This window comes from Rhizobium sp. H4, from assembly GCF_003013335.1.
In the GTDB taxonomy this organism is placed as follows: Bacteria; Pseudomonadota; Alphaproteobacteria; order Rhizobiales; family Rhizobiaceae; genus Rhizobium; species Rhizobium sophoriradicis.
The window spans coordinates 142,302-155,283 of sequence record NZ_PSOW01000015.1 but is presented as its reverse complement, the minus strand read 5'-3'; the positions used below and the strand labels follow the sequence as shown (position 1 = coordinate 155,283).

The following is a 12,982-nucleotide window of genomic DNA, read 5'->3' as shown; positions in this document are numbered from 1 at the left end:
GTTTACCAGCGGCGCTCGAAGCGACGACGCAAGAGGATGGCACCCATGTTCATGACGATCAGGAACAGGAGCAGGACGATGATGGCACCCGAAGTACGCTCAACGAAGGCACGTTCGGCCTCGTTTGCCCACATATAGACCTGCACCGGCAGGGCCGTCGAGGGCTCGAGCGGCGTGGCCGGCGCGTTGGCGACGAAGGCGACCATGCCGATCAAAAGCAGCGGCGCGGTTTCGCCGAGCGCATGCGCCAGGCCGATGATCGTGCCTGTCAGGATGCCGGGCATGGCAAGCGGCAGGACATGGTGGAACACCATCTGCATCTTCGAGGCGCCGAGGCCGAGCGCCGCGGCGCGGATCGACGGCGGCACGGCGCGCAGTGCCGCGCGGGTGGCGATGATGATCGTCGGCAAGGTCATCAGCGTCAGGACCAGGCCGCCGACCAGCGAGGCCGAGCGCGGCAGGCCGATGAAGTTGATGAAGACGGAAAGGCCGAGCAGACCGTAGACGATCGAGGGAACCGCGGCGAGGTTGTTGATGTTGACCTCGATCAGGTCCGTCAGCTTGTTCTTCGGCGCGAACTCCTCGAGATAGATCGAGGCGGCAACGCCGATCGGCAGCGAGAGCACCAGCACGATCAGCATCAGGTAGAGCGAGCCGATGAGGGCGACGCCGAGGCCGGCAGCCTCCGGACGGCTGGAATTGCCGTTGACGAACAGGCCGGTGTTGAACTGCTTATGGAGAGCGCCGCTCGCCTTCAGCTCGTTCATCCAGGTCACCTGCTTGTCGTTGACCTTGCGGTTCTTCTCATCGACGGAGAGATCGATCTGGCCCTTGTTGGCGCTGTCGATATTGGCGTCGGCGAGCAGCGAGACATTGACCGTCTTGCCGATGAGCGAGGGATCGGCGACGACCATATCGCGCAGCTGGATCGGCGCGCTCTTGGAGAGCATGGCGGTCGCCTCGCGCACGTCAGGCTTGCTCGACGCATTGATGTTAAGCTGCTTGACGATCGCGTCGCGCAGCAGAACCGGGTAATTGGCGGCGACCAGCACCGAGGGATCGCTCGCACGCTTGTTATCAGGATCGATCGTCTTCTCGGAGAATTCGATCGGCAGGGTGATCGCCGTCTGCTGGAAGGCAGTGTAGCCTTTGCCGATCACAGTCCAGAGCAGGATGAACAGGAAGACGAGACCGAAGGTGATGGCGGCGATGCCATAGGCCTGGAACCGGCGCTCGGCGGCGTAGCGGCGCTTGATGCCGATATCGCGGCGGGCTGGCGCCTTGGAAACGGTGACGCCTGATGTGGGAGAAACAATATCCGTCATTCGTACTGCTCCCGGTATTTGCGCACGATGTAGAGCGCGTAGATATTGAGGCAAAGCGTGATGCAGAACAGGGTGATGCCAAGGGCAAAGGCAACCAGCGTCTGCGGCGAGGTGAACTCAAGGTCACCGGTCAGCTGGTTGACGATCTTGACGGTCACCGTCGTCATCGGCTCAAAAGGATTGATCTGGATGCGGGCGGCGACACCGGCGGCCAGCACAACGATCATGGTTTCGCCGATGGCGCGCGAGGCGGTCATCAGCAATGCGCCGACGATGCCGGGAAGGGCCGCCGGCAGGACCACCTTCTTGATGGTTTCGGAGCGGGTGGCGCCGAGACCGAGCGAACCGTCACGCAGCGCCCGCGGCACGGCGGTAATGATGTCGTCCGACAGCGAGGACACATAGGGGATCAGCATGATGCCCATGACGATGCCGGCCGTCAGAACGCTCTGCGCCTGGATGAAGCTCGCATAGTTGCCGGAGAGCAAGCCGCTGATCTGCGCGGAGAAATCGCGCAGGAACGGACCGACGGTGACGAGCGCGAAGAAGCCGTAGACGATCGTCGGAATGCCGGCCAGCACTTCGAGAAGCGGCTTGGCGACGCCGCGCACTTTCGGCGAGGCGTATTCGGCCATGTAGATGGCGGCGAAGAGCCCGACCGGCACGGCGACCAGCATGGCGACCAGGCCGATATAGAGCGTGCCGAGCAGCAGCGGGATCAGACCGAACTGGCCGAAGGACGAGCTGCCGGCGCCGGCAAAGCGCGGATCCCAGACCGTGCCGAAGAAGAATTCGCCGGCGGGAACGACGGCAAAGAAACGCGTGGCTTCCGACAGCATTGACAGCACGATGCCGACCGTCGTCAGGATGGCGATCGAGGAAGCGAGCAGCAGAGCCCAGAGCATGACGCGCTCGACGCGGTTGCGGGCGCGGAAGCGGGGCGCGATGGCGCGCAGCGCGTAGAAGGCGCCGGCGACGGCCAGAACGAAGACGATCGCGGTCATGGCCATGCGGCTCGTCAGGCTCATGGCGTTGAGCGTCTTGGCGGCCTCGACCATATAAGGCTGCGGCTGGCCGGCGAGCGGCACGCCTTTCTCGCTGAGCTTGGCCTGCAGCGCGGCCGGATCGTTTGCGACCGCGGCAACTTCGTCAGATGTCAGCATCGTCAGGCCGCGGGCGACCGTCGCCACCATCGAATAGCTCAGATCCTGCTCGACCGCGGCTTGAGCCTTGACATCGTCAGGGAAAGCGCCGCGAACCGAGGATTGGATGATGCCGGGGCTGACGGAGAGCCACACGCAGAGAACGACGAGGGCCGGAAGAACGGCCCAGATCGCCGCATAGGCGCCGTAATAGGCCGGCCGTGAATGCAGTGCGGAGGATCTGCCCCCGGCAAGTGCTGAGGCACGGCTGCGCGCGACCAGATAGGCGGCGGCGCCGATCACCACAAGGCACAGAAGTATGACGGATGTGCTCATTCGTTACGTCCCCAGGCCCATGGCCCCCAAAAAGCCGGCGGCTTCATCAGCCTGCCTTCGGCTTCCAATCATGGAGAAGGAATTCAACCCTGCACCGGACATGCCGGGGCGCAGGGGCAGAAAGCAATACCGGCGCGGGCTCAGAGAGCACCGCGCCGGCAAAGTTATTACATGGACTTGCCGGCTTCGACAGCCTTGCGGATCGCTTCCCGCTCTGCATCCGGAGCGGCAACCAGACCGTATTCAGCCAGCGGGCCGTCGGGGCCGATCATCTGGTCGGATACGAAGAAGTTGACGTATTCCTTCAGGCCCGGAACGGCGCCGAGATGCGCCTTCTTGACGTAGAGGAACAGCGGGCGGGAAACCGGATAGGTGCCGTTGGCGATCGTCTCGGTGGACGGAACGATGCCGTTGACGGTAGCGACCTTCAGCTTGTCGGCGTTGTTTTCATAGAAGGAAAGGCCGAATACGCCGACGCCGGTCTTGTTGGCGGCGATGCGTGCCAGGGTTTCCGGATAGTCGCCGTCGATGTCAACGGCAGCGCCGTCCTTGCGGACTGCGACGCAAGCCTTGCCCTGGGCAGCCTTGTCGGAGATCTCCTTGGCGATGACGTCGAGGGCGCCGGAAGCCTTGCAGCCGGCGGCGAGGACGTTCTGTTCGAAGACTTCGCGCGTGCCGTGCTTTTCGCCCGGGATGTAGGCGGCGATTTCAACGGCCGGGAGCTTCGGGTTGACTTCCGACCACTTCTTGTAGGGGTTGGCGACGAGCTTGCCGTCGACGACGACCTGGGCAGCGAGGGCCTTGTAGATGTCGGCCGGAACGTAGGCGACATCAGGGTTGCCGGAGTCGGTTGCGAAGACGATGCCGTCATAACCGATCTTGACTTCCTGGATATCCGTCACGCCGGCAGCCTTGCAGGCTTCGGCTTCGTTCTTGTTGATCGGACGCGAAGCGTTGGCAATGTCGATGGTGTCTTCGCCGACGCCCTTGCAGAATTCCTTCAGACCGGCGCCCGTGCCGCCGGATTCGACGACCGGCGTCTTGAACTTGGTGAAGGTCTCGCCGAAGGACTCGGCAACGATCTTGGCGTAAGGCAGGACGGTGGACGAACCAGCAACCTGAATCTGGTCGCGGGCAACGGCGGCGCCAGCGAAAGCAGCAGTTGCAGCAAGTGCGGCAACGGTGAGCTTGAAGGTGTTCATTTGAATCTCCCGGCATTGGGCTTGTGTGAGTGCGGCCTATGAGAGGCCCTCGCAGTGCCTTTTTTCATCGGCGGGACTCTCTTAGCGCTGTAAGCCCCGTCCTTTTATGTCAAATCCGTGAAACATTTGTGACAGGCTAAGGCGTTGAAAGTAGACGTAATTCTCAAAAGCACTAAGGATGACTGTCGATAATCGGCAAAGTCGGAACCTTCAATCTACCTTTCGTTGTAAAAACTGTAGACGCATCCGATACCGGGTCGTCAGGTGGGGTGAACCGGGAAGGCCGATGGCGGTTTTGGCTTGTGTCTCGAAGTCGTTCCGTGTGTGAACGACCGGGTTGATGGTCGACACTTTGGACCGGGACGATACCTGACAGTACCGTGATTTGCCCCTCCCCTCTCCCGTTCTGACGGGGAGAGGGGACGTGCCATACGAACGGCCGAGTTAAGTCCCCTCTCCCCGCCTGCGGGGAGAGGGCTAGGGTGAGGGGCAATCTCTGTCGTCAGAACCGCACCGTAAAATCAGTGCCCTTGCCGACTTCGGATTTGACGATCAAGCGGGCCCGGTGGCGGGTGAGGATGTGCTTGACGATGGCAAGGCCGAGGCCGGTGCCTTTTTTCGAGCGGCTGTCCTCGATGCTGACGCGGTAGAAGCGTTCTGTCAGACGCGGTACGTGCTCGGCCGGGATGCCCGGCCCCTTGTCGATGATGCTGACCTCGACGGGCCCGCCGGCGCCATTCTTCAGCCGGACGTCGACGACTTTGCCTTCCTGGCCGTATTTGCAGGCATTTTCCATCAGGTTTTCGAAGACCTGGACGAGTTCGTCGCGGTCTCCCAGCACCTCGACCTTGCCGTCGGGCAGATGCAGGTTGATCTCGACGCCGACGTCTCTCGCCAGCGGCACCAGCGAGTCGCGGACATGGCCGAGCAGCGGCACCAGGTCGACCTTCTCGTCCGGCGCGATATGCGATTTCAGCTCCAGCCGCGACAGCGACAAGAGGTCGTCGACCAGCCGGCTCATGCGTGTCGTCTGATCGAACATGATGCCTAGGAACTGCGCCTGCGCCTTCTGATCGTTCTTCGCCGGCCCCTGAATGGTCTCGATAAAGCCGCGCAGCGAGGCGAGCGGCGTGCGCAGCTCATGGCTGGCATTGGCGACGAAATCGGAGCGCATGCGGTCGATGCGCCGGACCTCCGATATATCGCGGAAGGAGAGGATGAAAAACCGCTCGCGCTGGCCGTCGGCCTGGAATTCGACAGGCGCACTGCGGACGATATAGACCCGCTCGGATGGCAGCCGCTCGGCATGCTCGATCTGGTTCGGCGCATTGGTGGCGATGGTTTCGCGCACCATGTCGAGCACGCCGGGCGAACGCAGCCGGGCCGATATGTGGGCGCCGAGCGTCACCTCGCCGAAGGCCTTTTCGGCGGCGCGGTTCTGGAAGAGCACCGAGGCGTCGTCCGACAGCACCATGACCGGGATATCGAGGCCGGCAAGCGTGGCGGAAATGTCAGGCAGGCGGCTCGGCGGCGCTTCCGGCTCCGCCTCCACCGGCTCGGCCGGCTCCGGCTTGAGCACCGGCGCCTCGTTGAACAGCGCGGTCAAGATCATCACGAGCAGGAGCACGAGCACGACCCACTTGTTCATGCCGGCGGCAAGAGCAATCAAGGCGCTGAGGATAGCCGCAAGCAGCACCGGCCGTTCGCGCCGGATGCGCGCCAACAGGCTTTTTTTCCACGGGATTTCGTCTGGCAAGTGGGCCTCGCGGCGTCGATTCGTTTTTCTTTATATTGGAACTCTGCCTGATAGCGGCAATTCATGACAGAAGTTTTCGGCCGGCGCCGCTGAAACGAAAGGCTGCAGCGCAAGCTTGAGAAAAAATCACCGGCCGCAAGCGAAAGATTTGATTTTCAACGTTAAATATGTTCGCCTACAGGAGGACAAACCATCAGCGCTGGAGGAGCATATGGGCGAGGATGTCGAAAGCAGGGCAGTGGAGCTCACTATCCGCGGCAAGAAGCGCATCTTCGACGTCGACGACCCGGTCCTGCCGGACTGGGTGGAGGAGCAGGCGCTGGAATCCGGCGAGTTTCCCTACAAGAAGAAGCTCAACGAGGAGGACTATCTGGAGCAGCTCGAAAAGCTGCAGGTGGAACTCGTCAAGGTGCAGTTCTGGCTGCAGGCATCAGGCAAGCGGGTGATGGCGCTGTTCGAGGGGCGGGACGCGGCCGGCAAGGGCGGCGCGATTTCGGCTTCCTCGGCACATATGAACCCGCGCCTTGCCCGCGTCGTCGCACTCGCCAGGCCGACCGAACGCGAACAGGGGCAATGGTATTTCCAGCGCTATGTCGCGCAGTTCCCGACATCGGGCGAATTCGTGCTGTTCGACCGCTCCTGGTACAACCGCGCCGGCGTCGAGCCGGTCATGGGTTTCTGCACGCCGCAGCAATATGAAGGCTTCCTCAAACAGGCGCCGCAGCTCGAAAAGATCATCGCCCATGAGGGCATCTTCCTGTTCAAATTCTATCTCGATATCGGCCGGGAGATGCAGCTCAAGCGGTTCCACGATCGCAGGCACGATCCGCTGAAGGTCTGGAAGCTGTCGTCGATGGACGTCGCCGCGCTGACGAAATGGGACGATTACAGCGAAAAGCGTGATCGGATGCTGAAGGAAACCCATACGGATTTCGCGCCGTGGACCGTCATCCGCGCCAATGACAAGCGGCGTGCGCGTCTGCAGCTCATCCGTCACATGCTGAACAGGATGGACTATGAGGGCAAGGACAAAGCGGCCCTCGGCGAGGTCGATGAAGAGATCATCGGCTCCGGCCCCGGCTTCCTGAAATAGATCGCCCGCGCGGCCCCCTCAGCGCCGCGCGGCTTTTCAGATGCGGCGCGGCAAAAGGTCAGTCACTGCCCCGGCAGGATGCGAATGGCGAAGAGGTTGATGCCGCGCGCCTTGCCGTCGAGATCGCTGTTGATCGTCAACGTGCCCGGCGAATTCGGGGCGAGCGAGCGGTCGAACTTCACCTGCAGCAGCGCATCCGACTTTTCGCGGGTGACACTGAAGCGATGGCGGGCGCAATTGCCGAGCGACTGGAAATTGCATTCGACCGTCACCTGCGTCGGCTCGTCGGTGGTCGATTGCAGCGTCAGCGCGATGGTCGAGGATTTGCCGGCAAGCTGCTGCAGCACCGAGGCCGGAACGCTGACGGAGATGTTGCCGTCAGCCGCGCCGCTCTCGGAAATCAGGCGCACGGCGGGGCCGTCATTCTCGGTGATGTTTTCGATGCGGGCTCGCGGACCGCTTTTGATCTTGTCGGCCTCGTCAGGCTTGAACACCGGAATCCAGTCGGCCGAAAAACTGTTCTGCGGATCGATGGTCACCGGCTGATCGGTGTGGGGGGCGGCATTGCCGGCGCTGTCGTCATTGCCGGTGAAATCCTCCGGCTGGGTGCTTGCCGGCGGATTGGCGACGCTGGTATCGCGTTCGGCCGCCGTCAACAGCAGGCCCGACGTATAGGCCCACCAGGCGCCGATGCCGATGAAGGCCAAGAGCACGCACCAGACGAGAAGCCGGGAAAAGAACTTGCGCGGCTTGCGGCGGCCCGCCGCCCGCTCCGGTCGGAAATCCATGCTGGTCGCGCGTTCGCCGCGGGTCAGCCGCTCCTCGCCGGCCGGGGCGGCCGCGAGATGATCGGCATTGCCGGCATGGACGTTGTCGAGGCGCGACTCGTCGCTGCGGTGCATCACCACCTCGGGAGAGCGGGCCTCGCCCGCGGCCACCGGACTGTCGATCAGGCTGCCGATATCGGTCACGTCGCCCCGATGAACCGGCGGCGGCGGCATTTCGACGACCGGCGGCACCGGCACTTCGGGCGGCCGTTGGCGGGGGTGGAGCCGCTCGCGCTCCTCGCCTTCGATGGCATGAATGGTGCTTTCAAGGCGGTGGCGGTGATGGGCGACGGCCTCGGCATCGGTAATGTCCTGCTTGCGCAAGCCGGCTTCCAGCGCCTGGCGGGCCGACTGGTAGATCCTCGCTCGAACTTCCGGATTGTCGCGATCGGCATTTTCGAGCGCTGTTCTGATGGCCGTTTCTAATCCGCTCACATCATGTCCTTCACTTTGAACCCGGCGTCGGACCGCAATCCCCGCCGTTCCATCAAAATTCGGTAGCGGCAAGTGCGGCAAACCGCAAGCCTTGCAGGCCCGTCCGCCGTTGATCTCAGGCGATATTCGCCAGCTTTCACGGGCGTGCGAACTTCCCTATCCATTTTGTGGGCCTCTGATATATCGGGCGGGAATCGACGAAGGCATGGCAGCCGCTCTTTTATCGGCTTTTCTTCTCTGTTATGAGATTGACGTTTTCGTAAACGTCAATGCGAGCGGTGAACCATGGCCCTGCCCCCGATCCTCAAGGACAAACTCAGACTGCCGGTGATCGGCTCGCCGCTCTTCATCATTTCGCATCCGGCGCTCACCTTGGCGCAATGCAAGGCGGGCGTCGTCGGCGCCTTTCCGGCGCTGAACGCCAGGCCGGAAAGCCAGCTCGACGAATGGCTGGCCGAGATCACCGAGGAGCTCGCCCGTCATGACGCAGCCCATCCGGAGCGGCCGGCCGCACCCTTTGCCGTCAACCAGATCGTCCACATGTCGAACAAGCGGCTGGAGCATGACCTCTCGCTCTGCGTCAAATACAAGGTGCCTGTTGTCATCTCCTCGCTCGGCGCCGTGCCCGAGGTCAATGCCGCGGTGCATTCCTATGGCGGCATCGTGCTGCACGACATCATCAACAACCGCCACGCCCATTCGGCGATCCGCAAGGGTGCCGACGGGCTGATCGCGGTGGCATCGGGCGCCGGCGGCCATGCCGGCACGCTGTCGCCCTTTGCCCTGATCCAGGAAATCCGCGAATGGTTCGACGGGCCGCTGCTGCTTGCCGGCGCGATTTCGACCGGCGGCGCCATCCTCGCCGCCGAGGCGATGGGCGCCGACATGGCCTATATCGGCTCGCCCTTCATCGCCACGCAAGAGGCGCGCGCTGCCGACGCCTATAAGCAGGCGATCGTCGACGGTGTAGCCGCCGACATCGTCTATTCCAACTATTTCACCGGCGTGCACGGCAACTATCTCAAGCCCTCGATCCTCGCTGCCGGCATGGACCCCGACAACCTGCCCGTCGCCGACCCGTCGAAGATGGATTTCGAACAGGCAACCGGTGGCGCCAAGGCCTGGAAGGACATCTGGGGCAGCGGCCAGGGCATCGGCGCCGTCAAGGCCGTCGAGCCGGTGGCCAAACTCGTCGAGCGGCTGGAAGCGGAATACAACGCCGCCCGCGCCCGGCTGGCGCTCTGAAGGGATCTTCCACACCCGCTCTCTTTTTTGCCAAAGGCATGACAGGGTGCTTGAAATCTTCAAACAATGCCTGTATCAGCGCCATGCAAATCGCAGGCCGCACGTTTCGGCCGCCAAATGCCGCTTTAGCTCAGTCGGTAGAGCACATCATTCGTAATGATGGGGTCACGTGTTCGAGTCACGTAAGCGGCACCAAAATCTTCAAGTCAAACGCATATAGTTTCGAGATCGAAGCATTTCGACGCTTGCGGGTCGTTGGGGAAATCTGGCGATAAAATCGGCTTCGTTCCACCGCCAATCCGGCATTCGCGCGCCCATCTTGCCGATGTGACCTCAATTTGATCGGCGATGAAGTGCCAGTTGAGCCTCAAGCGCGTTCAATCCGTTCCCTAAGTTCATCCCAGAGAAGATAGTGAAAAGGGCTGCCTGTTTTCTCCTTGAAGAACTTTGCGCCAGATGCATTGATAAAAAATTCAGTCATAAACGAGACAAACGTCATAAACGATAGAACTACTACGAGCAGAACAGCGGCTACCAAGATAACTGCGAATAGAATTGCTCCGCCTTGATCACGAATCACCATATCACCATAGACTAAGTAGCCCGCAAGCATGTCCGCGATAGCAACGACCGTTGCAAGAGCCAAAGTACGGAGAGTAGTTGCCTTCTTCATACGCTGCTCCGTCGTGCTCAGCCGATGGCGACATTCGTGCGGACTTTTCTGCGACACTCTCGGCGCTGAGCAGTCTGGTGCATCAAGCTTTCGCCGTAAACGCTGTCTTCGCCTTCATCATTTTCGACCTCCATCGACATAGCTCCTCTGAAAGCCGAGCGGAAATTATAAGCATAATTGCACGTGTTGACGATGGCCGCTCGATAGGCAAAGCTTCAACCGGTGGTGGACTTCTTCATTCACGATTATCCCTTTTCGCATGAGCGAATGATGTCGATCGAGCTCGCGAGGGCTGGCAAGTAGGAGGATTTATGCGAATATCGCTTCTGAGCGTCATGCTTTTCACCTTTTCCATTTTCCCCGCGCATTCCGAAGATTTCCCTCTCGCTTCATGTGCTGGATGGGACGGAACGCTGGTCAGCAGGACCGGCACGGATTCGAGAAATGCGGTCATGGAAGGGAACGTCAATCAGGCCAACTTCCAGGAATACTGCGAGCGAGACCCGGGAGGCGAGACGGTCGCACATGGAGGGAAACTGACTGTTGAGCAGTGCGTGGCGCTGTATATAAAAGAAGATGGTAAAGACACCTATCGTTCCACCGCCGATTGCCGCAAGGGCACCCTGTCCTTCTTTCCTGCTGGCGGAGAACCGCTGCGCGTGACTTTCCCATTACCAGAGGATGCAGATGTGTCGTGCGCCTCAGGCATGCCGCCGTTAATCAAGCAGTTCACGATGCTCTGCCCTCAGGCGGCGCGAAAGTTTAAAATGCTGGACGACGAATGACGGATTCCGGCAGGAACCTGCCGCTCCCGAACTGGTTCTCTACTTGAGACAACAAGGATGGAGCAAACCATGTCCTGCAAACTCATCGCGATATCGCTTCTTTCCATCAGTCTTGCCGGCTCGGCGCTGGCGCAGACGACCGGGGGTGCGAATTCCAGTGGGCGGCTTTCGGTGGCGCCTGTTATCGGCGGCTCGGGGGGCTCGGGCGCGGGTTCGGGCGGCACTGGATCTTCTGGTGCGGGCTCGGCCGGCACGGGCTCTGTCGGCACCGACGCCGGCACGACCGGCAGCACCACCGGCAGCACCACCGGCTCCGGCGGCGTCGATCTCAACCGCGATCGCAGCACGATCAATCCCGGCGGCGTCAATCCGGATCTTCAGCAGGTGCCGGGCTGCACGGCCGGTTCCAACTCACTCAGCGAGGCATGCCAGCAGTGAGGAGGGGCGAGCCTCCGGCTCCGATAGAATGAAGGCCCGGTCGCGCCGGGCCTTCATTTCGGCTGACGTCGGGCAAAACGATGGCTGCCGCGGGAATGGCTTTACCGACTGGCCTTCAGGTCGTAGAACTACTGCATCCCTCCGCGCATGGCGCATCGCCCCACACCCCAGCCAGCATGCCATTATTTCCGGCATTCCGCGGAGCACCCGAAGAGGATCGTCATGTCGAATGCTGCGCATCGCTCGAACCGCGTGCTTGTCGTCGCGACCATCATGGTCGCAACCTTCATGGTTGCCATCGAGGCGACGATCGTGGCGACCGCGATGCCGCACATCGTCGGCCAGCTCGGCGGCTTTTCCTATTACAGCTGGGTGTTTTCGGCCTTCCTGCTGGCGCAGTCGACGACGACAGTCATCTACGGCAAGCTTTCGGATATTTTCGGGCGCAAGCCGGTGCTGATCGGCGGCATTATCATCTTCCTCGTCGGCTCGGCGCTCTGCGGCTTTGCCTGGTCGATGATGTCGCTGGTGCTGTTCCGGCTGTTGCAGGGGCTGGGTGCCGGCGCCATCCAGCCGGTGACGATGACGATCATCGGCGATCTCTTCAAGCTCGAGGAACGCGGCCGGGTGCAGGGCGCGATGGCGACCGTCTGGGCGACCTCGGCCGTGGTCGGGCCGCTTGCCGGCGGCATCATCGTCGACAATATCTCCTGGGCCTGGATCTTCTGGATCAACCTGCCGATCGGCATCGTCTCGATCGTCGCCTTCATGATCTTCCTGAAGGAGGACGTGGCGCACAAGCAGGCAAGGATCGATTATCTCGGATCGGTGCTGTTTTCGATCGCGATCGTGGCGCTGCTCGTCATGCTGACGGAAACGGCTGCCAGCGCCTGGATCCTGCTCACACTCTTCGCCGTCTTCGTCGTCGCCGGGCTGCTCTTTCTTGCCCAGGAGAAGCGGGCGCCGGAGCCGATCATTTCGATCGCGCTGTGGAGCCGCCGGCTGATCGCCACCAGCAATGCGGCGACGCTGCTTGCCGGCATGGCGCTGATCGGACTTTCCACCATCCTGCCGATCTACGTGCAGGGCGTGCTCGGCCGCTCGCCGATCGTCGCCGGCTTCACGCTGACCATGCTGATCGTCGGCTGGCCGCTCGCGGTGATGCTCTCCGGCCGCTTCTACAAGGCTTTCGGCATTCGCCGGACGCTGCGCGTCGGCAGTCTGATGTTTCCGTTCGGCGCCTGTTTCCTGCTGTTCCTGACGCCGGAAAGCTCGCCGGTTCTGGCCGGCGCCGGCTCCTTCTTCATGGGCTTCGGCATGGGCCTGATCAGCCTGACCAGCATCGTGCTGGTGCAGGACAGCGTCGAATGGTCGATGCGCGGCAGCGCCACTGCCTCGATCATCTTCGCCCGCAGCCTCGGCAATACGCTCGGTGCCACCGTGCTCGGCGCCATCCTCAATGCCGGCATCAGCCACCATGCGAGCGGCGAGACGGCGGCGGCCCTGCACAATGCGCTGAACCAGCCGACCGGGCTCGCCGCACTCGCCGCCGATCCGGCGATCCGCGGCGTCTTCAATGCGGCCCTGCACTGGAGCTTCTGGGGCGTGGTCGTCGTCGCGGTGCTGACCTTCTTCACCACCTGGCTGATTCCGGTCGGCCCTGGCCGCAAACGCGAAGAGCCGGCGGCGGCCAGCGAAGCGGCCTCGCATTGACCGCTGCGTTCT

11 protein-coding genes and 1 tRNA gene are annotated in these 12,982 nt (G+C 62.1%); 6 read left to right on the top strand and 6 right to left on the bottom strand.

Going from position 1 to position 12,982, the window contains the following annotated elements; all coding sequences use genetic code 11:
- Nucleotides 1-2 precede the first annotated feature (2 nt).
- The 4 genes from pstA to phoR all read right to left on the bottom strand — a co-directional run bounded on the left by pstA (nucleotide 3) and on the right by phoR (nucleotide 5,728).
- Nucleotides 3-1,325, bottom strand: a complete 1,323-nt coding sequence (gene pstA, locus C4N04_RS22790) for a phosphate ABC transporter permease PstA (RefSeq protein WP_106797098.1) — start codon at nucleotides 1,323-1,325, stop codon at nucleotides 3-5.
- Nucleotides 1,322-2,803: a phosphate ABC transporter permease subunit PstC gene (pstC, locus tag C4N04_RS22785; RefSeq protein ID WP_096764939.1), complete on the bottom strand. Its 1,482-nt coding sequence runs from the start codon at nucleotides 2,801-2,803 to the stop codon at nucleotides 1,322-1,324. The genes pstA and pstC overlap by 4 nt, the downstream gene beginning before the upstream one ends.
- 167 nt (nucleotides 2,804-2,970) lie before the next feature.
- Nucleotides 2,971-4,005 (bottom strand): substrate-binding domain-containing protein, encoded by a 1,035-nt coding sequence (locus C4N04_RS22780; protein WP_106797097.1) that lies wholly within the window; start codon nucleotides 4,003-4,005, stop codon nucleotides 2,971-2,973.
- A 502-nt stretch (nucleotides 4,006-4,507) separates the two neighbouring features.
- Nucleotides 4,508-5,728 (bottom strand): phosphate regulon sensor histidine kinase PhoR, encoded by a 1,221-nt coding sequence (gene phoR, locus C4N04_RS22775; RefSeq protein WP_106797096.1) that lies wholly within the window; start codon nucleotides 5,726-5,728, stop codon nucleotides 4,508-4,510.
- A gap of 244 nt (nucleotides 5,729-5,972) precedes the next feature.
- On the opposite strand from phoR, the gene ppk2 reads away from it, so the two are divergent.
- Nucleotides 5,973-6,854 carry a polyphosphate kinase 2 gene (gene ppk2 / locus C4N04_RS22770; protein ID WP_106797095.1) on the top strand — a complete coding sequence of 294 codons (882 nt, stop codon included), beginning with the start codon at nucleotides 5,973-5,975 and terminating at the stop codon, nucleotides 6,852-6,854.
- A gap of 62 nt (nucleotides 6,855-6,916) precedes the next feature.
- Here the strand turns inward: ppk2 and C4N04_RS22765 are convergent, their stop codons facing one another.
- Nucleotides 6,917-8,116 (bottom strand): regulator, encoded by a 1,200-nt coding sequence (locus C4N04_RS22765; protein ID WP_106797094.1) that lies wholly within the window; start codon nucleotides 8,114-8,116, stop codon nucleotides 6,917-6,919.
- A gap of 285 nt (nucleotides 8,117-8,401) precedes the next feature.
- Between C4N04_RS22765 and C4N04_RS22760 the strand changes: the two genes are divergently transcribed.
- Both C4N04_RS22760 and C4N04_RS22755 read left to right on the top strand, forming a co-directional pair.
- Nucleotides 8,402-9,361 (top strand): nitronate monooxygenase family protein, encoded by a 960-nt coding sequence (locus C4N04_RS22760; RefSeq protein ID WP_106797093.1) that lies wholly within the window; start codon nucleotides 8,402-8,404, stop codon nucleotides 9,359-9,361.
- 119 nt (nucleotides 9,362-9,480) lie between these two features.
- Nucleotides 9,481-9,556, top strand: a tRNA-Thr gene (locus C4N04_RS22755).
- Between the two features lie 172 nt (nucleotides 9,557-9,728).
- On the opposite strand, the gene C4N04_RS22750 is transcribed toward C4N04_RS22755, so the two are convergent.
- Entirely contained in the window at nucleotides 9,729-10,034 is a 306-nt protein-coding gene (locus C4N04_RS22750) for a hypothetical protein (protein WP_106797092.1), read from the bottom strand.
- Between the two features lie 311 nt (nucleotides 10,035-10,345).
- On the opposite strand from C4N04_RS22750, the gene C4N04_RS22745 reads away from it, so the two are divergent.
- The 3 genes from C4N04_RS22745 (at nucleotide 10,346) to C4N04_RS22735 (ending at nucleotide 12,970) form a co-directional block, all read left to right on the top strand.
- Nucleotides 10,346-10,819, top strand: a complete 474-nt coding sequence (locus C4N04_RS22745; RefSeq protein ID WP_106797091.1) for a hypothetical protein — start codon at nucleotides 10,346-10,348, stop codon at nucleotides 10,817-10,819.
- Nucleotides 10,820-10,888: 69 nt separating this feature from the next.
- Nucleotides 10,889-11,257, top strand: coding sequence for a hypothetical protein (locus C4N04_RS22740; RefSeq protein ID WP_106797090.1), 369 nt, complete (start codon nucleotides 10,889-10,891; stop codon nucleotides 11,255-11,257).
- A 222-nt stretch (nucleotides 11,258-11,479) separates the two neighbouring features.
- Entirely contained in the window at nucleotides 11,480-12,970 is a 1,491-nt protein-coding gene (locus tag C4N04_RS22735) for an MDR family MFS transporter (RefSeq protein ID WP_106797089.1), read from the top strand.
- Nucleotides 12,971-12,982 lie beyond the last annotated feature (12 nt).